The 22,727-nt window shown below is 76.4% G+C and carries 19 protein-coding genes and 1 riboswitch; of the genes, 4 read left to right on the top strand and 15 right to left on the bottom strand.

Annotated elements, in window-relative coordinates:
* Positions 1 to 75 precede the first annotated feature (75 nt).
* From ACIQTO_RS07610 to ACIQTO_RS07585, 6 genes are all read right to left on the bottom strand, one after another.
* Positions 76 to 993 carry an ECF transporter S component gene (locus tag ACIQTO_RS07610; protein WP_402384186.1) on the bottom strand — a complete coding sequence of 306 codons (918 nt, stop codon included), beginning with the start codon at positions 991 to 993 and terminating at the stop codon, positions 76 to 78.
* Positions 990 to 2,639: an ABC transporter ATP-binding protein gene (locus ACIQTO_RS07605; protein WP_402384183.1), complete on the bottom strand. Its 1,650-nt coding sequence runs from the start codon at positions 2,637 to 2,639 to the stop codon at positions 990 to 992. Before ACIQTO_RS07605 ends, ACIQTO_RS07610 begins: the two co-directional genes overlap by 4 nt.
* Positions 2,636 to 3,784, bottom strand: a complete 1,149-nt coding sequence (locus tag ACIQTO_RS07600) for a CbiQ family ECF transporter T component (RefSeq protein ID WP_402384181.1) — start codon at positions 3,782 to 3,784, stop codon at positions 2,636 to 2,638. Before ACIQTO_RS07600 ends, ACIQTO_RS07605 begins: the two co-directional genes overlap by 4 nt.
* A gap of 354 nt (positions 3,785 to 4,138) precedes the next feature.
* Positions 4,139 to 4,750: an SCO2322 family protein gene (locus ACIQTO_RS07595; RefSeq protein ID WP_402384179.1), complete on the bottom strand. Its 612-nt coding sequence runs from the start codon at positions 4,748 to 4,750 to the stop codon at positions 4,139 to 4,141.
* Positions 4,751 to 5,019: 269 nt separating this feature from the next.
* Complete coding sequence (locus ACIQTO_RS07590) at positions 5,020 to 6,282, bottom strand: prenyltransferase/squalene oxidase repeat-containing protein (RefSeq protein WP_402384176.1); 1,263 nt, start codon at positions 6,280 to 6,282, stop codon at positions 5,020 to 5,022.
* Positions 6,283 to 6,391: 109 nt separating this feature from the next.
* A riboswitch (cobalamin riboswitch) is annotated at positions 6,392 to 6,468 on the bottom strand.
* A 320-nt stretch (positions 6,469 to 6,788) separates the two neighbouring features.
* On the bottom strand, positions 6,789 to 7,430 hold the full coding sequence (locus ACIQTO_RS07585) for a TetR family transcriptional regulator (protein WP_402384174.1): 642 nt from the start codon (positions 7,428 to 7,430) through the stop codon (positions 6,789 to 6,791).
* Positions 7,431 to 7,666: 236 nt separating this feature from the next.
* Between ACIQTO_RS07585 and ACIQTO_RS07580 the strand changes: the two genes are divergently transcribed.
* The 3 genes from ACIQTO_RS07580 (at position 7,667) to ACIQTO_RS07570 (ending at position 11,038) form a co-directional block, all read left to right on the top strand.
* A complete protein-coding gene (locus ACIQTO_RS07580; protein WP_402384171.1) occupies positions 7,667 to 8,977 on the top strand; it encodes a glycosyltransferase family 4 protein in 1,311 nt (436 codons plus the stop codon).
* 94 nt (positions 8,978 to 9,071) lie between these two features.
* Positions 9,072 to 9,962, top strand: coding sequence for a class I SAM-dependent methyltransferase (locus ACIQTO_RS07575; RefSeq protein ID WP_402384168.1), 891 nt, complete (start codon positions 9,072 to 9,074; stop codon positions 9,960 to 9,962).
* Positions 9,959 to 11,038 carry a prenyltransferase gene (locus ACIQTO_RS07570; RefSeq protein ID WP_402384165.1) on the top strand — a complete coding sequence of 360 codons (1,080 nt, stop codon included), beginning with the start codon at positions 9,959 to 9,961 and terminating at the stop codon, positions 11,036 to 11,038. The genes ACIQTO_RS07575 and ACIQTO_RS07570 overlap by 4 nt, the downstream gene beginning before the upstream one ends.
* A gap of 98 nt (positions 11,039 to 11,136) precedes the next feature.
* Here the strand turns inward: ACIQTO_RS07570 and ACIQTO_RS07565 are convergent, their stop codons facing one another.
* The 5 genes from ACIQTO_RS07565 to ACIQTO_RS07545 all read right to left on the bottom strand — a co-directional run bounded on the left by ACIQTO_RS07565 (position 11,137) and on the right by ACIQTO_RS07545 (position 17,038).
* Entirely contained in the window at positions 11,137 to 12,066 is a 930-nt protein-coding gene (locus ACIQTO_RS07565) for a hypothetical protein (protein WP_402384162.1), read from the bottom strand.
* Between the two features lie 210 nt (positions 12,067 to 12,276).
* Positions 12,277 to 13,296: an N-acetylmuramoyl-L-alanine amidase gene (locus tag ACIQTO_RS07560; protein WP_402384159.1), complete on the bottom strand. Its 1,020-nt coding sequence runs from the start codon at positions 13,294 to 13,296 to the stop codon at positions 12,277 to 12,279.
* A gap of 7 nt (positions 13,297 to 13,303) precedes the next feature.
* Positions 13,304 to 14,620: a hypothetical protein gene (locus tag ACIQTO_RS07555; protein WP_402384157.1), complete on the bottom strand. Its 1,317-nt coding sequence runs from the start codon at positions 14,618 to 14,620 to the stop codon at positions 13,304 to 13,306.
* Between the two features lie 282 nt (positions 14,621 to 14,902).
* On the bottom strand, positions 14,903 to 15,556 hold the full coding sequence (locus ACIQTO_RS07550) for a class I SAM-dependent methyltransferase (protein WP_402384154.1): 654 nt from the start codon (positions 15,554 to 15,556) through the stop codon (positions 14,903 to 14,905).
* A gap of 102 nt (positions 15,557 to 15,658) precedes the next feature.
* A complete protein-coding gene (locus ACIQTO_RS07545) occupies positions 15,659 to 17,038 on the bottom strand; it encodes a M48 family metallopeptidase (protein ID WP_402384151.1) in 1,380 nt (459 codons plus the stop codon).
* 151 nt (positions 17,039 to 17,189) lie between these two features.
* Here ACIQTO_RS07545 and ACIQTO_RS07540 point away from each other — a divergent pair, with 151 nt between their 5' ends.
* Positions 17,190 to 18,290 carry an alcohol dehydrogenase catalytic domain-containing protein gene (locus ACIQTO_RS07540; protein WP_402384148.1) on the top strand — a complete coding sequence of 367 codons (1,101 nt, stop codon included), beginning with the start codon at positions 17,190 to 17,192 and terminating at the stop codon, positions 18,288 to 18,290.
* Between the two features lie 111 nt (positions 18,291 to 18,401).
* On the opposite strand, the gene ACIQTO_RS07535 is transcribed toward ACIQTO_RS07540, so the two are convergent.
* From ACIQTO_RS07535 to ACIQTO_RS07520, 4 genes are all read right to left on the bottom strand, one after another.
* Positions 18,402 to 18,581 carry a hypothetical protein gene (locus ACIQTO_RS07535; protein WP_402384145.1) on the bottom strand — a complete coding sequence of 60 codons (180 nt, stop codon included), beginning with the start codon at positions 18,579 to 18,581 and terminating at the stop codon, positions 18,402 to 18,404.
* Between the two features lie 160 nt (positions 18,582 to 18,741).
* Positions 18,742 to 20,688: an ATP-binding cassette domain-containing protein gene (locus ACIQTO_RS07530; RefSeq protein WP_402384142.1), complete on the bottom strand. Its 1,947-nt coding sequence runs from the start codon at positions 20,686 to 20,688 to the stop codon at positions 18,742 to 18,744.
* Positions 20,688 to 22,346, bottom strand: coding sequence for an ATP-binding cassette domain-containing protein (locus tag ACIQTO_RS07525; protein WP_402384140.1), 1,659 nt, complete (start codon positions 22,344 to 22,346; stop codon positions 20,688 to 20,690). The genes ACIQTO_RS07530 and ACIQTO_RS07525 overlap by 1 nt, the downstream gene beginning before the upstream one ends.
* Before the next feature lie 209 nt (positions 22,347 to 22,555).
* Positions 22,556 to 22,699: a VenA family class IV lanthipeptide gene (locus ACIQTO_RS07520; protein WP_153882823.1), complete on the bottom strand. Its 144-nt coding sequence runs from the start codon at positions 22,697 to 22,699 to the stop codon at positions 22,556 to 22,558.
* Between the last annotated feature and the right edge of the window lie 28 nt (positions 22,700 to 22,727).

Below are 22,727 nucleotides of genomic sequence, written 5' to 3'. Positions count from 1 at the left end.
GAAGGAGGGCGTTCGCCGCCGCACGGTCGATGCCGGGCGTGCCCCCGGAACCCTCGCCGGCGCCGCGGCGCCCGGTCAGTCCTCCGGCGGGTCGAACGCCACCGGGGCGGCGAAGGCGGCACGGCGGGTGGCGCGGCGCAGGGCGCGCAGGACGGTGGTGCCGAGGGTCAGGCAGAGGACGACGGTGAGGGCCGCGCGGGGGAGGTCCCAGCCGAGGGAGGTGGCGAGGCAGTAGGCGGCGAAGCGGACCAGGTTGGCCGCCACCTCGTCCCCCGGGACGAAGGAGATCGAGCCGGACAGGCCGGCGATGTAGGGCCAGCCCTGGAGGTTCATGATCGTGCCGTAGAGCAGCGAGGCGCCGGCGCCGTAGCCGGCGAGCAGGACGAGTTCGCGGCGGCCGCGCAGGGTGGCCGCGCCCGGGAGCAGGCCGGCCCCCAGGCAGACCCAGCCCATGGCGAGCATCTGGAACGGCAGCCAGGGGCCGACCCCGCCGGTCAGCAGCGCGGAGGCGAACATCGAGAGCGAGCCGAGCACGAAGCCGAAACCCGGACCGAGGACCCGCCCGGCGAGCACCATCAGGAAGAACATCGGCTCCAGCCCGGCCGTGCCCGCGCCGAGCGGGCGCAGCGCCGCGCCCGCCGCGGCCAGCACGCCGAGCAGGGCGACCGACTTGGCGTCCAGGCCGGGTGCGCCGCCGCCGGCCGTGCGGCCCTCGGAGATCTGGGCGATCACCACGGCGAGCAGCAGCGGCAGGAGCAGGGCGAACAGCCAGGGGGCGTCGGTGGAGTGGCCGACCAGGGCCGACCTGGTCGAGGCGAGCAGTGGCCAGCCGAACGCGGCCACGCCGACCAGCGAGGTGAGCAGCAGGGTCGCGATCGAGCGGCGGCCGAGGGGGACGGGGCGGTTGTGGCGGACCGGGCGGCTGCGGCGGCTTCGGCCGCCGGCGAGGGCCCGGCGGAGGGGGAGGCTACGCGGTCGTGGGGCGCGGGTCATCCGACGCCCCCGTCCAGAGCCCGCTCGACCTGGTGGACGGTGAGCCAGGGACCGGGCGCCAGGATCTTGGAGACCTGCGGGGCGAAGGCGGGGGAGGAGACCACCACCTCCGGGGTCGGGCCGTCCGCGACGATCTCGCCGTCGGCCAGGATCACCGTGCGGTGCGCGAGTTCGGCGGCGAGCTCGACGTCGTGGGTGGCGAGCAGGACGGCGTGTCCGTCGGTGGCGAGCGCGCGCAGGATCTCCACCAGGCGGGCCTTGGCCGCGTAGTCCAGGCCGCGGGTGGGCTCGTCCAGCAGCACCAGCGGCGGCCGGGCGGTGAGCACCACGGCCAGCGCCAGGGTGAGCCGCTGGCCCTCGGAGAGGTCGCGGGGGTGGGTGGCCCCGGCGATGCCCGGCAGGAGCCGCTCCACCAGGGCGCGGCAGGTGCCGGGTTCGGCACCGGCGTCGCCGTCGGCGCCTGCGCACTCGGCGGTGACGCTCTCCCCGTACAGCAGGTCGCGCGGGTCCTGCGGGACGAGGCCGACCTGGCGGATCAGCTCGGCGGGCCGGGTGCGGTGCGGGGTGTGGCCGCCGACCCGGACGCCGCCGGCGGCGGGCGCGTGCAGGCCGACCAGGGCGCCGAGCAGGGTGGACTTGCCGGCGCCGTTGCGGCCCATCAGCGCCGTGATCTCACCGGGGTGGAGGGCGAGGTCCACACCGCGCAGGGCCGGGACGGGGCCGCGTCTGACGGCGAGGCGGTCGACGGTGGCGATGGGGGTGCCGGTGGACGTGGGCGCGGCGGCGGGCCGCAGACCGTCCAGCCGGGTGCGCAGCGGTGCGGCCTTGCGGCGGGCGTCGCGGACCGAGAGCGGCAACGGCTGCCAGCCGGCGAGCCGACCGAGCCCGACCACGGGCGGGTGGACCGGCGAGTGCGCCATCACCTCGGCCGGCTCACCCAGCACCGGCGGCGCGCCGGGGGTCAGCAGCAGGACCTGGTCGGCGTACTGGACGACCCGCTCCAGCCGGTGCTCCGCCATCAGTACGGTGGTGCCCAGGTCGTGGACCAGGCGCTGCAGGACGGCCAGCACCTCCTCGGCGGCGCCCGGGTCGAGTGCCGAGGTGGGCTCGTCCAGCACGAGCACCCGCGGGTGGACGGTCAGCACGGAGCCGATGGCGACCCGTTGCTGCTGGCCGCCGGAGAGCGAGCCGAGCGCGCGGTCGCGCAGGTCGGCGAGCCCGAGCAGGTCGAGCGTCTCCTCGACCCGGCGCCGCATCACGTCCGGCGCCAAGCCCAGTGACTCCATGCCGTAGGCGAGCTCGTCCTCGACCGTGTCGGTGACGAAGTGCGCGAGCGGGTCCTGGCCCACGGTGCCCACCAGGTCGGCGAGTTCGCGCGGTCGGTGCTCCCGGGTGTCGCGTCCGCCGACCGTGACCCGGCCGTGCAGCACGCCGCCGGTGAAGTGCGGGACGAGGCCGCTGACGGTGCCCAGCAGGGTGGACTTGCCGGAGCCGGACGGGCCGACCAGCAGGCAGAGTTCCCCCTCCGGGATCGTCAGGTCGACGCCGCTGAGCGCCGGGGTCCCGGTCCCGGTGCGGTCGGTGGCGCGGTCGGTGGTGCGGTCGGTGTCGGCGTACTGGACGGAGACCTGCTCGAAGGTGATCACGAGGCCCTCCGGGGCGGGTGCGGGGTGGCGAACGCCGGGACCAGGCCGACCAGGACGGCGAGGACGGCGGTCAGCGGCAGGGCGGGGACGGTCGGCGGGACGACGGTCGGGGCGAAGGCGGCGGGATCACGGGCGGAGAGCCAGATCGTCAGCGCGGCCACGGCGGCGCCCGATCCGGCGGTCAGCCACTCGGGCAGGGCCCAGGGGTCGGGGCGGTAGCGCGTCCGGGGGGAGCGCCGGCCGCCGAGCAGCAGACCGGTGAAGGCCGCGGCCAGACCGAGCAGCAGGACCGGCAGGGCCCACCCGGCGCCGCCCGCGGTGAGCAACCCGTACGCGGCGAGGCAGATCCCGAGCAGGCCGGCGAGGGTGAGCACGGCGGTGGTGCGGGCGAGGCGTGGCGGGACGTCGGTGGTGCGGCCGAAGCCGCGGGTGTCCATCGCGGCGGCCAGCGCCACCGAACGCTCCAGCGCGCCCTCCAGGACGGGAAGTCCGACGCTCAGCACGGCGGCCACGCCCCGGTCGCTGCGCCCGCGCAGACGGCGGGCGGCCCGCAGCCGCTGCACGTCGGCGACCAGGTTGGGCGCGAAGGTCATCGCCACCACCACGGCCACGCCCGCCTCGTAGAGGGCGCCGGGCAGCGTGCGCAGCAGGCGGCTCGGGCTGGCGAGGGCGTTCGCGGCGCCGACGCAGACCAGCAGCGTGGCCAGCCGCAGCCCGTCGTAGAGCGCGGCGAGCAGGCCCTCGACGGTGACCCGGCCGCCGATCCGGACACCCTGCGCCCAGGCGGGCAGCGGGACTTCGGGGAGGGTGAAGAGGACATGGGTGCCGGGGACCGGGGAGCCGAGCAGCACCGCGAAGACCAGCCGGATGCCGAGCACCAGCAGGCCGAGCCGCAGGAACGCGCCGTAGGAGCGGGACCACGGTGCGTCCCCGCGGCGGGCGGCCACGACGTAGCCGGCGACGGCGACGAGCAGGAGCAGCAGCAGCGGGTTGGTGGTCCGGGTGGCGGCCGCGCCGAGGCCCAGGGCCCACAGCCACCAGGCCCCGGGGTGCAGCTGGCGGGGGCCGAGCGGGGGGCGGCGGGAGCGCGGGTTTCGGCGGGAGCGCGGGGTGCGGAGCGGGCCGGGGGCGCGGGGAGTGGTCACGGGGGTGGGGTCCAGGTCGGGGCGGGTGGGGTGCTGGCGGGTGCCGGCGGGGTGGGGCCGGGCGGGGTCTAGTGGTGTGGGTGGTGGCTGGGAGTGGGAAGTCGGCCGGTCCGACTTCCCACTCCTCGTCCTGCTCCCGACCCCCGCTTCCCGTCGGGTTTCCTCTTCAGGTGGGCGCGTTCTCTGTAGACCGGTCGGTATATGTAGACCGGTCGGTATAGCGGGCCGCTCGTATGTAGACCGGTCGGTATAGCGGGCGGCTGCCCGGTCGGTCCGGAGGCGGCGCGGCGGGTCCGGGGCCGTTCTCTGTAGACCGGTCTACATAAGTGGACCGGTTTACATATTCCGGCCGGCTCAGCGGCGACGACGCGCCTGCCAGACCGCACCGGCGGCCAGGACGGCGACCAGGGCGGCCCCCGCGATCAGGCCGATGTCGGGCCCGCTGCTGTGGTCGGCGGTGTCGGCGGCCCCGGTCGTGACCGGCCGGTTCGCCGCGCCGAGCTGGTCGCCGCAGCCGGCCTTCGGGTAGCCGGCGATGGCGCAGAGCAGCCCGTTGGTGTCGTAGCGCAGCGGCGGGGCGACAGTCGCCAGCACCTCGGCCGAACTGGCACTGGTGGGCACGACCGCGCAGGCGGTACGGCGTTCGGGCGGGGTCTCGCCGGACCCGGGCGCGTCGGCGGTGCCGCCGAAGTCCAGGACCACGGCGACGCGCTTGCGCCCCGACTGCTCGGCGGTACTACCGCAGACGGCGGCGAAGTCCCCGGCGGCGCCGGGCCGGGCGGCGTCCTGCCCGCCGTCGGGGCTGACCGCGAAACGCCACCCGTCCACACCGCCGTCCTGCGGCACGTACACGGCCGGGCCCTGCTGCTGGTACGCCCAGGCGCCGTCGGACCACTTCCAGAACGACCAGTACCGGTACCCGGCGGCCTGGGCGGGCGCGGCTCCCAGTACCAACAGGATCAGCACCCCGGCGATCAGTCCGGCGACGAACCGGACAGCCGCGGCCGCCGCCCGCTGCCGTCGCTGGGGATCGGAGCAGAGCCGGCCGACCGCGCCGGGACGACGGACGCTCCCGGCCGCCGGCCCCCCGCCGGACCCGGCGGCATCCTCCGGCCGGCCCCGGAAGCCGACCGGCTGCGGGGAGTCGCCCCGGCCCCGGGAGTCGCCCCGGCCCCGGGACTCGGGCAGCCGCCGGGATGCGGCCGCCCGGGGGGTGCCTGGGCTGCCTGGGCCGGTCACCGCTTCAGGCCCCGCTTGCGCTGCAGGCTCAGCACCAGGCCGCCGCCGACGCCGATCAGCAGGCCGATGCCGATCGTCCACCACTGGCTGACGCCGTCGTCCTTCTTCTTCTCGACGGGCGCCGAGGCGGCGGCGGAAGCCGGGGCGGTCGCCTTGGGCGCCGGGCCCAGCGCGGTCAGCTGCGCGACCAGGTCGCCGCCGAACGCCGCGGGGTCGCGCTGGGCGGCCTGGGCGACCAGCAGCAGGGTGGCGGTCGCGGAGGCGTCGGTGCCGCCCTTCGTCCACGTGCCGCCCTCCTTGGCCAGCCAGTCCACCGCGCCGGTGGCCTGCTGCGGGTGGGCGCCCTGGACCAGGCCGAGCGCGGCCCAGGCGGTGGCGGTGTAGTCGGGGGTGGGGGCGGCCCCGGGCAGGGTCAGGGTCAGGTGCTGGCCCCCGGCCGCGAGCTGGGCGGTGAGGTAGGCACCGGCCGCCTCGGCGGAGTCGGCGCGCGGCACGAGCGGCTCGGTGGAGCCGTTCGCGCAGGGCAGCGCCTTGGGCGCGGCGTCCGTCCGGTTGGTGTTGGTGACCGGCAGCTTGCCGCCCGCCGCGGCGAGCGAGGCCTGGGCGGTGGCCAGGGCGTTCGGGGCGAGCGCGCCGGCCGGGTCGGGCTGGTAGGCGAAGGCTCCGCGCTGGTCGGCGGGGGCGGCGCAGCCGAGCTGGAAGAGCGCGAGCCCGTCGAAGGCGCTCCGGTCGGCCTTGGCGACGCCCGCCGGGTCCAGCTTGGCGGCGAGCAGGGCGTTCACGGCCAGGCCGGTGGAGTTGGCGTCACCGGGGCTGCCGGGGTTGTAGGCCCAGCTGCCGTCCGCGTTCTGGTTGGCCTTGAGCCACTGGACGCCCTTGTCGACGCCGTCCTGGTGGCCGCCGAGCGCGACCAGGGCCTGGACGGCGACGGCGGTCGCGTTGCTGTCCTCGGTCTTGGGGTCGCACGCCGCCGCGGTGTCCGCGCGGTAGGACGGCCAGCCGCCGTCCGCGCACTGCTGACCGGTGAGCCAGGAGACGGCGGAGTCGGCCGGGGTCACCTTGGCGCCCGTCAGCGCGGTGAGGGCGAGGGACTGGCGCCACACGCCGTCGTACGTCGGGTCCCCCTTGCCGTAGAGGCCCTCGGGGACGGGCGCGGTGGCGCCGGTCGAGGGGCTGTCGGCGAGGGCCGGTGCGGCGGCGGCGCCGGCCAGCAGGGCGGCGGACAGGGCGGCGGCGCCCAGACGGGCGGCGGTGAGCATGGTGGAGAGGAGCCTTTCGATGAGCGGTGTGGTGGCCCGGGTGAGCCGTTCCGTAGACCTCGACGGTGCCGGGTACGGGTGTGCCCGGTGTGGCCGCTCGCCTCTCCCCGGGCACTCCGACTGCCCCGGCCGTTCAGCGCCGGGCTCACGGTTGCGGGTCAGTGCCGGATTCGCACCGGCTTTCCCCGAGGAGAAGCGGGATGGAGTTGTCCTGCCCGTCGACTGTAACCGCCGCGACTGTAGCCGCCGTGCCGTCGGTCGCGGTGCCGGTGTCCCGGGACGGCGACCGCCGCGACCGGCGAGCGAGGTGACCGGCGGCGGCGCGACCGGCCGCCCCGCCCGGGAGCCGGCGGTCGCGCGGCAGCCCGCGCCGGAAGGGCGCGAAGGGCGCGAAGGGCGCCGGAGGACACCCGAGGACACCCGAGCCGGACGCCCGCGAAGCCACACCCGCGAAGCCACACCCGAGAACAGGTTCCACTTCCCCCCGGCGCCGGCCCGCCGCGCCTTCAGGGCAGGGTGAGCAGCCGCGCGGCGGTGTGCAGGTCGGCGCGGACCTCGGCGATCGAGGCGCGTCCGGAGAGCCAGGAGACCAGGGCCGAGTGCCAGGTGTGCTCGATCACCCGGACGGCCGCGCGCTGGCTCTCGGTCGGTGGACCGGACTGGCCCAGCGCGTCCAGGATCAGCTGTCCGGTGGCCGTGCTCACCTGGTCCACCTCGGCGCTCACCGAGCGGTCCGCGAACGAGAGCGCACGGACCATCGCCTCGGCGAGCAGCGGTTCGCGCTGGAGCGCGTGGAACGCCCGGGTGAGCGTCTCGGCGACCCTCGAAGCCGTGTCCGGCTCGGTCGGCGGGTGCCGGCGGACCTGCTCCTGGAGGCCCTGCAACTGCTCCAGCATGACCGCGACCAGCAGGTGGACCTTGGACGGGAAGTACCGGTACAGGGTGCCGAGCGCGACCTGCGCGCCCTCCGCGACCTCCCGCATCTGTACGGCCTCGTACCCGCCGCGGGCGGCCAGCAGGGTCGCGGCCCGCAGGATTCGCCGCCGCCGTTCGGCCTGGCGGGCGGTCAGCGGCGGGTCGGCGGGTTGCCCGGCGGGCCCGGTGGGGCCGGTGGCGGCGGTGGGCACGGAGGAGGCGGGCGGTGGCAAGGGTGCTCCCGGGGCGCGAGAGTGACGGGGGGTGCTCCGGCTGGTCCGGCGCGTGCTCCGGCAGGTGCTCCGGCGTGGCGTGAATCACCAGCCCTGGCACCTGAGGAGAAGCTACGGGCCGGTATCTTCGAGGTCTCTCATTGTTCACATGGTCACTGGCGAACTCCACACCACACTGAAACCTGATCTACTTTAGCCACCGGCAGCACAGACTTCAGCAAGGACGGGAGCCGACGATGACCGCGCAGCCGCTGCGGATTGCCCTGCTGTCGTACCGCGGCGACCCGTTCTGCGGCGGCCAGGGCGTCTACGTACGGCACCTCTCCCGCGAGCTGGCCCGCCTCGGCCACCACGTGGACGTCATCGGCTCCCAGCCGTACCCCGTGCTGGACGAGGTCGAGGGCCCCGGTTCGGTTCGCCTGGTCGAGCTGCCCAGCCTGGACCTCTACCGCGCCGACGACCCGTTCCGCACCCCGGGGCTCGCCGAGTACCGGGGCCCGGTGGACGTGCTGGAGGTCGCCACCATGCGCACCGGCGGCTTCCCCGAGCCGCTGACCTTCTCGCTGCGTGCCCGTCAGTACCTCGCCCTGCACAAGGGCCGCTACGACGTGGTGCACGACAACCAGACCCTCGGGTACGGCCTGCTGGGCCTCGCGCGGCACGGCTTCCCGCTGGTCACCACGATCCACCACCCGATCACCGTGGACCGGCAGCTGGAACTGGACGCCGCCCCGACCCTGGGCCGCCGGCTCTCGCTGCGCCGCTGGTACGCCTTCACCCGGATGCAGCGCCGGGTGGCCGCCCGGCTGGACCGCGTCATCACCGTCTCCGGCACCTCGAAGCGCGAGATCGCCGAGCACCTGGGCGCCGCCCCGGCCGCGATCTCGGTGGTGCCGATCGGTGCCGACACCCGGCTCTGGTCGCCGTCCGACCTGGTGGCCCGGGTGCCCGGCCGGATCGTCACCACCTCCAGTGCCGACGTCCCGCTCAAGGGGCTGGTCCACCTGGTCGAGGCGCTGGCCAAGGTGCGCACCGAGCGGGACGCGCACCTGGTCGTGGTCGGCAAGCCGCAGAAGGAGCGGGGGCCGGTCGCCGAGGCCGTGCGCCGCTTCGGCCTGGAGCAGTGCATCGAGTTCCGCCACGGTCTGACCGACGGGGAACTGGTCGACCTGTACCGCTCGGCGGAGGTGGCCTGCGTGCCGTCGCTGTACGAGGGGTTCTCGCTGCCCGCCGCCGAGGCGATGGCCACCGGCACCCCGCTGGTCGCCACCACCGGCGGGGCGATCCCCGAGGTGGCCGGGCCGGACGGCGAGACCTGTCTCGCGGTGCCGCCGGGCGACGCGGGCGCGCTGGCCGCGGCGCTCGGCCGGCTGCTGGACGATCCGGAGCTGCGCCGCACGCTCGGTGGGGCCGGGCGCGAGCGGGTGCTCGCACGGTTCACCTGGGAGCGGGCCGCCGCCCTGACCGCCGACAGCTACCGGGCGGCGATCGCCACCGGGGCCGGGCGTCGGGCCCGGTCCGGTCCGGGCTGGCGGTACGTGGCCTGACGGGTCGCCGGACCCGTTCTCGTCGGATCCGGCCGGCCCGGTCGGGCCGGCCCGGCGTCACAAACGTTTGGTACCAGAGGAATGGGAGCCCGCAGTGCTGACCGTTGATTTCTCGCGCTTCCCGCTCGCCCCCGGCGACCGGGTGCTCGACCTGGGGTGCGGCGGGGGGCGGCACGCGTTCGAGTGCTACCGGCGCGGGGCCCGGGTGACCGCCCTTGACCAGAGCGCCGACGAGATCGCCGAGGTCAAGAAGTGGTTCGCCGCCATGGCGGAGGCCGGCGAGGCTCCCGAGGGCGCGTCGGCGGTCGCGATGGAGGGCAACGCGCTGGCGCTGCCGTTCGAGGACGAGTACTTCGACAAGATCATCATCTCCGAGGTGATGGAGCACATCCCCGACGACAAGGGCGTGCTCAACGAGATGTTCCGGGTGCTCAAGCCCGGCGGGCTGCTGGCCGTGACGGTGCCGCGCTGGCTGCCGGAGAAGATCTGTTGGGCCCTCTCCGACGAGTACCACGAGGTCGAGGGCGGCCACATCCGGATCTACCGGGGCGACGAGCTGCTCGACAAGCTCAAGGACGCCGGTCTGGAGCCGTACGGCACCCACCACGCGCACGCGCTGCACTCGCCGTACTGGTGGATCAAGTGCGCGGTCGGCGTGGACAACGACAAGGCGCTGCCGGTCAAGGCGTACCACCAGCTGCTGGTCTGGGACATCGTCGGCACCCCGGTGATCAGCAAGCTCACCAAGGCGGCGGAGAAGGCCCTCAACCCGGTGATCGGCAAGAGCTTCGTCGCCTACGCGTCCAAGCCGAACCGCGTCGAACCCGCCGCGGACCGCGCCCAGGCCGAGCCGGACCGTACCGAGGCCGCGTCGGACCGTACCGAGGCCGCGTCGGACCGTACCGAGGCCGCGTCGGACCGTACCGAGGCCGCGTCGGACCGCGCCGAGGCCGGGCTGACCGGGGCCGGGCGGGCCGGCGAGTGACCGCCGCCGTCCCCGAGGCGCTGCTGCTGGAAGGGGTGCTCGACGCCGAGCAGGCCGCCCGGACCGTCCGCAGCATCCTCGCCGAGCAGCAGAGCGACGGCGCGATACCGTGGTTCACCGGCCACCACCTGGACCCGTGGGACCACACCGAGGCCGCGATGGCCCTGGACACGGCCGGCGAGCACGCCGCCGCCGAGGCCGCCTACCGCTGGCTGGCGGCCCGTCAGAACCCCGACGGCTCCTGGTACGCCGCCTACGCCTACGGTCAGGGCGGCACCGACGGCGCGGTCGCGGACGCGGCCAAGGAGACCAACTTCTGCGCCTACGTGGCCGTCGGTGTCTGGCACCACCACCTGAGCACCGGTGACGACGCCTTCCTGGAGTGGATCTGGCCGGTCGTGCGGCGCGCCCTCGACTTCATCGTCGGCCTGCGACTGCCGGGCGGTCCGATCTCCTGGCGGGTCGACGAGCACGGCGAGGCGCCCGACGAGGCGCTGCTGACCGGCTCGTCCAGCATCCTGCACGCGCTCCGCTGCGGTCTGGCCGTCGCCGACTACCTGGAGGAGCCGCAGCCCGACTGGGAGCTGGCGGCCGGCCGGCTGCGGCACGCCATCGCGCACCACCCCGAGCGGTTCCTGGACAAGGACCGCTTCTCGATGGACTGGTACTACCCCGTCCTCGGCACCGCGCTGCGCGGCCCGGCCGCGCTGGAGCGGATCGAACGGGACTGGGACCGGTTCGTCGTCCCCGGCCTCGGTGTGCGCTGCGTCAGCGACCGCCCGTGGGTGACCGGCGGGGAGAGCGCCGAACTGGCCATGGCGCTCTGGGCGGTCGGCGAGTCCGACCGCGCGGTCGAGATCCTGCGCTGGATCCAGAAGCACCTGCGGCACAGCGACGGCTCGTACTGGACCGGCTACGTCTTCGAGGACGACGCCGTCTGGCCCGAGGAGCGCACCACCTGGACGGCGGGCGCGCTGCTGCTGGCCGTCGCCGCGCTCGGTGGCGATCCGGCCACGGTGACGGTCTTCGGCGGCGACCACCTGCCCACCGGGCTGGTGGTCCAGGACTGCTGCTGAGGCCGACGCGGACGCCGACGCCGACGCCGACGGGAACGAGAACGAAGGGGCGGGACCGGAGTGATCCGGTCCCGCCCCTTCGTGTCGCCGCCGGTGTGTCAGCCGCGCTGGATGCCGGTGGTGTCGGCCAGCACGCCCTGGGTACCGTCCTGGAGCTGGGCGACCAGCGCGGCGCCGCGCTGCTCGACCGCCAGGTACCAGGTGCCCGGGGCGAGTTCACCGACCGGGGCACCGGCCGGGTTGTCCTTCGGGGCCAGCTGGCGCGGCGCCGGGACGGCGAACCAGAACGGCGCGAAGTCGGGCGCCGGAGCCGGCTGCGCCTGGGCGGGAGTCGGCACCTGGTGGGCGGCCTGCTGCGTGGCGGCGTGCTGAGCGGCCTGCTGGGCGGCGTCCTGCGGCTGGCCGGCCTGCGGAGCCGGGTAGCCGTAGCTGCCGGGCTGGCCGCCGAACGCGGGCGGCTGCATCTGCTGCGAGTCCTGGCCCTGGCCCGGGCCCGGGTAGCCGTACTGGCCGGGCTGGGGCTGGCCGACCTGCGGGTTCGGGTAGCCGCCGGGGTAGCCCTGCGGGGCGGCCGGCTTGTCGGTGACCAGCGGCGCCTTCAGCGCGGGAACCAGCGGGCCGGCCGCGGCGGCACCGGCGAGCACCAGCAGCGAGATGACGGCCAGCCAGGCGCCGAACCCGTGGTCCAGGCCCTTCGGGCCACCGCCCAGGGACCAGATCGAGGTCCACAGCGCGGCCACGGCGAACGCGATGCCCCACTGGTCCAGCCGCAGGCCGAGCACCTGGCGGGTGGCGGCCGCGGCGCCCTGGAAGCGCTGCACCAGGATCAGCACGGCGGCGAGGATGCCGAGCAGGAAGACCGACGGCAGGACGGGGAACAGGACGCTGTCCCAGGCGTTCTGCGACGTGTCGCCGCAGTACCTGCCGCTGCAGTCCACGGTCCAGTACGGCAGGAAGGAGGCGATGAAGAGCAGGACGGCCGCACCTGCGACGGCGGCGTCTCCCCTGGTGAGAGCGCGCAGATTCACTAACGTTCCCCTCGTTGGTGTGTCGTGGTCGGCGGTTCTTCGCGGTCGGTTGACCGGCCCGGAAAACTCCGAACGGACCAGAAGCCTAGGGCCAACCGCCTCGCGGGTGCACAGCGGGCTCGGGAATGGGGCGAAGTCGTTGCAAACTGCGCGGCCCCGGTCGCGGGCTGTCCACCTTCCGGCGGGGCGGGCCGGGTGGGCCCCGCTCGCCTACCGCGTGGTCAGAAACGCCGTCAGCGCGTCGGCGATCCCCTGGGCGGCCTGCTGGCGCCACTGAGGATCCGTCATCCGCTTGGCGTCGGCCGAATTGCGCATGTTACCGCACTCGATGAACACCTTGGGCACGGTCGAGAGGTTCAGCCCGCCGAGGTCGGAGCGGGTGTCCAGACCCTGGCTCGCGATGTAGTCGGCGTACGGCTCGCCGGTCGCCGCGTGGAAGCTGTCGCGCAGCAGCAGGCCGAGCCGGTTCGATGGCGCGACGATCGCGGTGTTGTCGGCCCTGCCCGCGACCACCTTGGCGGGCATGATCACGTGGAAGCCGCTGCCGCCGGGCGGGCCGCCGTCGCCGTGCACGGAGACCGCCGCGTCGGCGTGCGCGGTGGTGCCCGCTTTCGCGCGCTCGTCGATGCACGGGCCCCAGGGCCGGTCGCCGTCCTGGACCAGGACCACCGTCGCGCCCCGGGCGGTGAGGATCGCTCGGGCCCGGCGGGAGACGTCCAGGGAGTACTCCGCCTCGCTGTAGCCGGCGTTGGTGGAGGTGCCGGTGGTGTCGCACTCCTTGCGGGCGTTGCCGATGTCGACCTGGCGGTTGATCTCGGTGGTGTGGGCCGCGTTGCCGGGGTTGTGGCCGGGATCGAGCAGGACGGTGCGGCCGGCCAGCACGGTGGCGGACGCCGTGCCCGGCGCGGTGCCGGGCGTCGAACCGGGGGTGGCGGTCCCCGGGGCGGTGGTCCCCGGAGTGCCGTTCGGGGTGCTGTTCGGGGTGTCGGCCGACACCGAGGGGGACGCGGAGGCCGAGGGTGATCCCGAGGACGGCCCCGGGGACGGCGGGGCGGCGGCCTCGGCGCCGCGGGCCGCCGCGGTGCCGTCCCGGCCGCGGTCGGCGACGGCCTGCCACCCCAGCCAGCCGGCCAGGCAGAGTGGCACCACGGCGCCGGCCACGGTGGTGGTGCGCAGCAGGCGGGAGCGGCGGGGCGTTTCGTCCTGCGGACCGTTGGTGGTGCGGGTCACGGGTGGTTCAGATCCTGTCCTGGGTGCGCGCGGTCAGGCCGTACGGGTCGGCGATCGCCTTCCACTTCGCCACGAAGTCCTTCTTCGCCTGGGTGGCCTGCGGGTTGAGCTCGTCCGCGTGCTTCTTGTCGGCGGTGTTCGGGGCGGAGCCCGAGCAGCCCTGGGCGGAGACGGCGCGGGCCCAGCTCGCGTACGCCCGGTCGATGTCGGCGGACAGCTGCCAGGCGGAGTTCAACGACCGTACCGCGTCCGCACCGCCGGGCAGGTCGGTGACGGTCAGCGTGGCGAGCTTGGCGAGCAGCTGGTCGCGCTGCTTGGCGCCGGTGTCGAAGACCTGTGCGGCGCTGTCGATGTCGGCCTTCGCGGGGCAGCTGCTCACCTTGGCGACCGCGCTGCCGATCGGCGCCTTCGCGCTCTCGCCCTGGGTCAGCAGCTCGTCCAGGGCCTTGGCCTGGGCCTGGGCGTTGGGCCCGCCCGCGCCGGCGGTCGGGCTCGGGGACGCGGACGCGGACGCGGTGTCGGTGGGGCTCGGCGCGCCGGTCGCTCCGTCGGGCGCGGGCGGCGGGTTCCCGGTGGCGCCGGGGTCGGTGGCGGTCGTCGTGGGCGTGGGGGCGGCGGCCCGGTCGGCCGAGTCGTCCTTGTCCTTGACCGCCCAGAGGATGCCGCCGCCGAGGGCCAGGACGAACAGCAGTGCGAAGGCGATCAGCAGGGGCGCGCGCCGGTTGGTCGGGCGGTCGTCGGTGTCCAGGTCCTCGTAGCCGGCGGCGTAGTCCGGCTGCTGGTACTGCTGCTGGTACTGCTGGGCCGGGTACGCGGGGTACTGCTGGGGGGACGGGGCGGCGGCGTACGGGGGCTGGGCCGGTGGTTGGGCGGGAGGCTGGGCGTGGGGCGCCGGCGGGTAGCCGTAGCCGCCGGCCGGCCCCTGGGGGGTCGCGTGGCTCGGGAACCCCGGCGCGGACGGCGCCGCCGGCCGCGGGCCGGTGGGCGGCTGCGTGGCGGCCGGGAAGGCGGGCGCGGTCGGGGCGTCGTAGCCCTGGCCGCCGGTGGCCAGGTACGGGCGTGCGGCCAGCGGCGGGCCCTGGTCGCCGACACCGCCCGCCGCGGGGGGCTGCTGCGGAACGGGCGCCTGGCCGGGTGGCTGCGGCGCCTCACCGGGCCGGCCGGGTGCGGGCGGCACCGGCTGGGCGGCGGGAGGATAGCCGGCCGGGGCCGGGGCCTGGGCCGCTCCGGGGGCGGGCTGCTGCGGGCCGCGCACCCAGCCGCCGGCGCCGCCGCGCGCGGTCGGGTCCCAGACCGCCGGAGCGGTGTTCTGCTGGTCCGTCATTCTGCTGGCCCCCACCGTCTGCCCGGTCGCTCTGCCTGGTGCCGTGCCGCTGTCGGCGGCGCCGGTGCGCCGCGCGGACACCGTACCGTTCGAACCCCCGCCCGACAGCCCCGGCACGACGTTAGAGCATCCGTGATCGGCCGTGGGGCGGGTCCGGGGATCTCGCCGGGGCACAGCGGTGTTCGGGCGGCGTGTTCGGGCGGGGCGTTCGAGCAGGGCTTTCGGGTCCGGGTCCGGCCGACGGTCAAAGGGTGGTCCGGGGGGTGCGCGGGTGCCCGGTGCTCAGCCGCGGGCCCTACGCAGGACGCGCAGCGAACCGGTGACCGAGACCTCCTCGAAGCCCTCGTCCAGCGCCCGCAGGTACACCCGGTAGGGCGCCTGGCCGCCGTCCGCCGGGTCCGGGAAGACGTCGTGCACCACCAGCAGGCCCTCGGGGGCCAGCTGGGGTGCCCAGCCCTCGTAGTCACCGCTGGCGTGTTCGTCGGTGTGGCCGCCGTCGATGAAGACCAGGCCGAGCCGCCCGCCCCAGAGCGCCGCGATCTGCGGGGAGCGGCCGACCAGGGCGACCACGTGGTCCTCCAGCCCGGCCGCGTGCAGGGTGCGGCGGAACCGGGGGAGGGTGTCCATCCGGCCCACCTCCTCGTCCACCAGCGTCGGGTCGTGGTACTCCCAGCCGGGCTGCTGCTCCTCGGAACCCCGGTGGTGGTCGACGGTCAGGGCCACCGTCCCCGCCTCCCGGGCGGCCGCCGCCAGCAGGATCGCCGACCGCCCGCAGTAGGTGCCGATCTCCAGTACCGGCAGCCCCGTCCGCCGGGCCGCCGTCAGGGCCGCCGCGTACAGCGCGAGCCCCTCGTCGACCGGCATGAACCCGGTCGCGCCCTCGAAGGCCGCCAGTACCTCGGGTGCGGGGCGCGTGTTCTCCAGGAGGTCGGACATGGTGCGGCTCCCTCGGCGGGTGGATCGGTGCTGGTGTTCGTCGTCGGACCCTACTGGACGGTAGGCGGTGGCGTCCCGTCCGGTGCGGTCCGGCGCGGGTGCTCAGCCCGCCAGCAGGGTGCGCGCGACGCGGACGCGGTGCGGGGCCAGCTCGGCGGCGATGGCGGTGGCCTCGGCGGGGGTCATGGTGACGGCGGCCGGTACGGCCGGTGCCCGGTCGAGGAGGGCGAGCCGCAGGTGCGTCGGCGGGTGGGTGGCGTCCACGGCGCCCCGCTCCAGGGCGGAGCGGCGCAGCAGGCGCTCGTGCTCCAGCGGCGGGACGGTGGCGAGGTGGACGCGCAGCCGCTCCCAGAACGCCTCGGGGGCGCTCGTCCGCTCCGCCGGGTCGGGCGTCCGGCCGCGGCGGGCGGTGCCGGGCCGGCTGCGCAGCTCCGCGCGTACCCGGGTCGCCGCGGTCTCGGCGGTCTGCTGGAGCAGCAGCGTCCGCAGCAGGCGCCTGGTCGCCTCGGTGGACCCGACGCGGGTGGCGAGCGTGTCCGCGTGGTACTCGGCCTGCTGGCCGGCGCGCGAGGTGAGCCGGTCGAGCAGCAGCAGCACCCGGCGCAGCAGCCAGGCGACGCCGCCGAGCAGCACACCGAGGAGGAGGTCGGTGAGCTGGAACAGCATCTGCAGCCCCACCGCGTTCCGGTAGTGGCCGCGCGGCCGGGCGAGGTCGTGCCAGTGCGCGAGCGCCTGGATCGCCGCGCCGAGCCAGAAGCCGCGCCGGTTGTCGCCGTTGACCCGGTGGCCGAACTCGTGTCCGAGCAGGGCGACCCGGTCCTGCTCGCCGAGCACCTCCCAGAACGGCAGGCCGAGGGTGAGCACCGTCTGCCGGCGCAGTCCGGCCACCCACACGCTCGCGTTGAAGTCGGCGTCGACCTGGATCACCCCGGCCGGCCGGGTCCCCAGCTCGGCGGCGACGCGGTCCGCGAGGCCGTAGAGGGCGGGCGCCTCGGCGCGGGTCAGCACGCCCTCGCCGCGTGGGGCCCGGCCGAGCCGGGGCCGGATCAGGACCACTAGCGCGAGGACGACCGCGCCGAGGCAGCGCAGCGGGGTGTTGCCGGTGACGAGCAGCCAGAGCCCCCAGGCGCACAGGGCCGCGGTGGCCAGGTGGACGGCGGTGGCGATGGCCGCCGCGGCCAGCCGGGCCCGCTGCCCGCCGGTGGCGGTGCGGCCGGCCGCGATGTCCTCGAAGAGCTGATCGGTGCGGGCGGTCGCGGCGGCCTCACGCCGCGCGTGGGCGGCGCTCCGCCGGGTCTTCGGGGCGGGGGCGTCGGTCGCCCCGGGGGTCAGGTTCCATTCGCACCGCGGGCACCAGACGGCGAACCGGGGGTCGGCGTCGATCGTGGCGGCGCAGCACGGGCAGGCCTGCGGTGCGGACGCGGTGGGTGCGGTGGCGGCGGCTTCGGTTGCGGCGGCCGTAGGGGCTGCGGGTATGGACACGGCCGGTGATCATGCCAGTGGGCGCGTCCCGGCGGCCACCCCGTCCACGAACGGGAGCGGAGCGGCCGAATGGAACGTGTTCTACTCCGCTCGGGCGCGGCGTGCCAGAATCGGCCCGACCCCCGAACCGAGGCGAACCTGGAGCAGCTCCATGCGCGCAGCCATCCTGCACAAGACCGGCCAGGACACGCTCGATGTCCGCGACGACGTGGTGGCGGTCGGCTTCGGCCCCGGCAAGGTGCGGGTCCGCCTGCGGGCGGCCAGCCTCTGCCACTCCGACCTGTCGGCGATGAGCGGCGTCCTGCCGCAGCCCGCGCCGTTCGTCCCCGGCCACGAGGGCGCCGGTGACGTGGTGGAGGTCGGCGAGGGCGTGACCGGCGTCTCGGTCGGCGACCGCGTGGTGCTCTGCTGGATGGCGCCCTGCGGCAGCTGCGCCCACTGCGAGCGCGGGCGGGGGCACCTCTGCGTCGCCAGCCTGCGCCGGCTCGGCGCGCCGGGCTTCCGGTTCGGCGGCGGGCCGGCGCCGGACGGGGAGCCGGTGGAGGCCTCCGGCTTCTACGGCACCGGCTCGTTCGCCGAGGAGGTGGTGGTCGACCGCGACGCCGTCATCGCCGTCCCCGCCGACCTGCCGTACGAGCTGGCCGCGCTGATCGGCTGCGGGGTGACCACCGGCATCGGTGCCGCCGTGCACACCGCCCGGGTCGAACCGGGGGCCTCGGTCGCGGTGATCGGCGCGGGCGGGGTGGGCGTCGCGGCCGTGCAGGGCGCCCGGGTCTGCGGCGCCGGCCGGATCACCGTGGTGGACCCGGTCGTCTCGCGCCGGGAGCGGGCGCTGGCCTTCGGCGCCACCGAGGCGCTCGCGCCCGAGGAGCTCAAGGCCGCCGCGAAGGGCCTGCCGGGCGGCGGCTTCGACTACGTCTTCGAGGCGGTCGGCCGCTCGTCCACCGTCCGGGCCGGGTACGACGCGGCGCGGCGCGGGGGCGCGGTCGTGGTGATCGGCGCCGGGGCGCAGGACGACCTCGCGCAGTTCACCATGGGCGAGCTCTTCTTCAACGAGAAGCGGCTGCTGCCCTCGCTGTACGGCGGCGCGCCGGTGCCGCGCACCATCGCGCTGGTGGTGGAGCTGTGGCGGGCCGGGCGGATCGACCTCGCGGGCATGGTCACGCACCGGGTCGGGCTGGCGGACGTCAACGAGGCCATCGCGCAGATGCGGGGCGGCGAGGCGCTGCGGACGGTCGTGACGCTGGGCTGAGCGTCGGGCAGTGGGGCCGGGCCCGCTGTGACGCGGCAGGGCCCGCCGGCGCACCCGGCGGGTCCTGCCGTGACGGACCGCGAAGGACAGTGAAGGACAGCGAAGGCCGCTTCAGCTCTGCTCGGCGCCCAGGCCCAGGCGGTGCCGGCCGTGCGGGTCGGCCTCGGGCCTGTCGTCGGGGGCGGAGGAGCCCCGGTGGCGGCCGTGCGACGCGGTGTCCTCGGCCGTGGACCCGTCGGCGGCGGCCCCGGTGATCGCGGGTCCGGTGGTGTGGGTGAGGGTGTCGGACATCAAAATCGTCTTCCGTGCGAGGGTGCGGGTGCTTCGGCGCCGGCTGGCACCGCGGGTGCGGTCGGGCGCGTGATCGGGCGTCTGAACGGCGCCAGAGCAGGTGATCGCGGCCCGTGCCCCGGCCACCATAACGGCCGGAACGGGCGAGATCCTATCGAGATCATGACGGGTGCCCGGCGAGCGGCCCGGCCGCCCGGGGGCCCGCCGAGCCGAGCCAGTGGCCGACCAGTTCGCGGTAGAGGGGGGACAGGACCTGGAGGTCGCCGTGGCGCGCGAGCGTGCCCCGGCCGCCGTCCAGCAGCAGGACCCGGTCGGCCCGCAGCGCCGAACTGATCCGGTGCGCCACCACCACGAGGACCCCCGGGCGGGCGGCGAAGGCCCGCTCGACCCGCTCCTCGGCGGCGGCGTCCAGTCGGCTGGTGGCCTCGTCCAGCACCACGACGGGCGCGGCGCCGAGGTACGTACGCACCAGCGCCAGCAGTTGGCGTTCGCCGGCCGACAGCGCGCCCGGATCGGCGATCACGCCGTCGAGCCCGCCGAGCCGGGTGACCAGCGCGCCCGCGCCCAGCAGGGCCGCCGCGTCGAGGAGCCGGCTGTCGGTGGGGACGGTCGTGGCGGGCGGGCCGGGCCAGCGGAGGTTGGCGCGCACCGAGCCCGGGAAGACGTACGCCTCCTGGGGGAGCAGGGCCACCAGGCGGGCGCGTTCGGCGTCCGGGAGGAGGTGCGGGTGGCGGCCGTCGACGGTGATCTCGCCGCCGACCGGGGTGAGCAGGCCGGCGAGCAGCGCGGCGAGGGTGGACTTGCCGGTGCCGCTCGGGCCGACCACGGCCAGGTGCTCGCCGGGGGCCGTCGTCAGGTCGAGACCGGCGAGGACGGGGGCGGCGTGCGGGCCGTGGGCGTGGCGCAGGGCGGTGAGGCGGATGGTGGGGGAGGCGGGGCCTTCGCGTTCCGGGTCGGGCGTCGGGGTGGCGTCCGGGCGCGGGAGGGGGTCCGGGTAGCTGGTGGCGAGCCGGTCGAGCACCACGGTCAGGTCGAGCAGCCAGCCGCCGACGGTGCCGGCCAAGGTCCGCACCGCCGGATCGAGTTGTTGCAGCAGATAGGTGGCCACGCCGAGCAGTTCGCCCGCGCTGAGGCCGCCGTCGCCCAGTAGCCAGGGCGCTGCCGCGACCACCGCCACCACCGGGAGCCGCCCGCCGAGCGCGACGACCAGGGAGCGGAGCGCGGCGGCGCGGCCGAGGGCGCGGGAGGCCGCGGCGCTGTCGCCCGCGGCGCCGGCGAGTGCCTCGGCCGTCCGCCGCTGCGCACCGGTGGCCTGGATGTCGCGCAACCCGTGCAGGGCCCGCCCGGCCTCGGCGGTCAGCCGCTCCTCGGCGAGCACGACGGCGCGCCGCCGGTCGACCAGCGGGCGCAGCAGTCGGGCGAAGAGCCCGCCCGCGGCGAGCAGGGGGAGCAGGACCAGGGGCAGGACGGCGGGCGCGAGGAGGGCGAGGCCGGCCAGCGAGGCCGCCAGGGTGACCCCGACCCCGCGCAGGGTGCGCAGCAGGGTGGCGGTCAACTGCCGGGCGGACTCGACCTGTTCGGTCAACCGCGCGACCTCGGCCGGATCCGCGTGCGGGCGGGCGAGCGCACCCCGGACGACCCGTTCCACCAGGGCGTCCCGCAGCGGTTCCACCACGGCCGCCAGGTACGGGAACCCGGCCCGGGCCGCGTACGCGCGTACGGCGGTCACCGCCCCGAAGCCGGTCAGCCAGGCCAGGCCGACCGCCGGCCGGCCGGCCAGGAAGCCCTGGTCGACGGCGGCCGACACCAGCAGTCCGGACAGCAGTGCCGGCAGCGCCTCCACCGCGGACCAGGCCAGCAGGCGCCACAGCGCGCCCCGGGTGGTGGCGAGCCGGCGGCCGAGCAGGACCCATCCGGGCGACCAGCGCGGCGCGGGAGGTCGACGGGGCCGGCGTCCCGCGCGGGCCGGGGGAGCACCCGCCCCGGCGCGGCCGGTGTCCGGCGGGGCGGCGTGCGGCAGGCCGGTGTGTGCCGGGCCGGTGCCCGGCGGGGAGGCGTGCGGCAGGCCGGTCCGCGGTGCGCCGGGCCGGGCGCTGTGGCGGCCCATCAGGCACCGGCCGCTTCGAGTGCGGCGCCGGCCAGGGTGGCGCGGTAGTCCGGGTCGGCGAGCAGGTCGGTGTGCGGGGCGAGGGCCCGCAGGCGGCCGGCGTCCAGCCAGGCGACCAGGTCGGCGCGGGCGGCGGCGGTCTCGCGGTGGGCGACCACCAGCCGGGTCCGTCCCCGGGTGGCCCGGTCCAGCGCCTCGGTGACGTGGTACTCGGTGGCGAGGTCGAGCCCCGACATGGCGTCGTCCAGCACCAGTACGCGGGCCGGTCGGGCCAACAGTCTGGTCAGGCCCAGCCGTTGGAGCTCGCCGCCGGAGAGCCGAAGCTCGTCGAGGGGGGTGTCCCACCCGGCGGGCAGCCCCCGGAGGAAGGCGTCCGCCCGGGCGGACGCGGCCTGTTCGGGGCCGGCGCCGTCGAGCGCCTCGCGGACCGTCCGCCCGACCAGGGCCGGCCGCTCGAAGGCGTAGCCGACGGCGTGCCGCAGCTCGGCGGCCGTCAGCTCGGCCACCGGGACACCGTCGACCAGCACCCGGCCCTCGTCGGGGTCGCGCAGCCGGCCGGGCAGCGCGGCCAGCAGTGACTTGCCGCAGCCGGTGCGGCCGACCAGGGCGACCGTGCTGCCACCCGGCACGGTGAGGTCGAGCGGTCCGAGCAGGACGCGCCCGTCCTCCCGCACCACCACGCCCCGGAAGGCCAGTTCGCCCGTGCCGTCCGCCGGGAGGGCGGACACTCCGGCCGGCGCGGGGGCGAGGGCGAACAGCTCGTCCACCCGGGACTGCCCGGCGCGCGCGTGCGCGACCCCGACCAGCGCCTCGACCTGTTCGAAGAGCCCCGCTCCCAGCGCGGCCCAGCCGGCCGCCGCCGCGAGCGCCCCGGGCGCCAGCGCGTCCGCCGCCACCAGGGCGCCCGCGGTGGCCAGCACCGCCACCTCGACCACGGCGATCAGCAGGGTCGCCTGCCAGGCCGTGCGCCGTTGCGCGGACCAGAGCGCGTGCCCGGCCGCCGACAGCGCGGGCAGCGGCTCCAGGACCCGGGCCGCCTCGGACCGCTGCGCACCGGCCGCCCGGACGCTGGGCAGTCCGGCCAGCGCGCCGGTCAGCCGGGCGGCGATGTCCGCCTGCGTCTCCTGGTAGCGGACGAAGACCTGCCCGGCCTCCCGCAGGAACAGCCGGATCAGCGCCACCCCGGGCACCACGCCGCCGAAGAAGGCGAGGGCCAGCCACGGCGACAGGATCCCGAGCCCGACGATCGCGCCGGCCGAGGTGAGCAGCGCGGTGGCCGCGCCGAGCAGGGCCGGCAGCCGGCCGCCGGCATCGGCCGCGGAGCCCGCCAGCCGTGCGGTCAGGTCACCGGGTGGGGGGCCGCCGGGCCGCAGGCGGCCGCCGGGCCCGAGGGCGAGCAGGTGGCGGACCAGCCGCCCGCGCAGTGCGGCGGTGGCCTCCGCCGCGCAGGCCGGTCCGGCCGCGGCGGCGAGCGCGGCGGCACCCGCGGCGGCGCCGAGGACGAGCGCGAGCAGGAGCGGCGCCGAGTGCCCGGCGGTCCGGTCGAGCGCGGCGTCGACGGCCCCGGCGAGCGCCGCGGGCAGGGCGAGCGCGGTGGCGGCCTCGACGGGCAGGGCGACGGCCAGGGCGAGGGTCCAGCCGGTGGGGCGGCGGGGCATGGGCGGGCTCCCGTCGGGTGGTGGGTGGGAGAGAGGCACGGACGCGGCAGCGGAAGGCCATGGCCCGGCAGAAGAAGAGAAGGAGAAGAAGAGAAGAGGACGGGCGGCGAGCGGGAGCGGGCACCGCACGAGCACAGGGCGGCGCCGCTCCCGCCTGTCCGGACAGGCGGCAGCGGCGCCCGCGGTTCACCGGTCGACCGGCTCCGCGACTAGCTGATCGTGAAGATCAGACAGGTCAGGATGAGGCAGGTGTACTGGCAGCCGCCGCCGTGGCCGGTCAGCTCGACGGACTCGGTCTCGGGCAGCTCCTGCAGCGCCGCGAGGTCGGTCTCGAAGTCCACCATGTTCTCCATGATCGGGTCCTCCCCTGGTTGTTCCGCC

It is taken from the genome of Kitasatospora sp. NPDC091207 (genome assembly GCF_044768625.1).
In the GTDB taxonomy this organism is placed as follows: Bacteria; Actinomycetota; Actinomycetes; order Streptomycetales; family Streptomycetaceae; genus Kitasatospora.
Note: the sequence above shows the minus strand (reverse complement) of the source record. Positions and strands in the feature narration are given on the sequence as shown.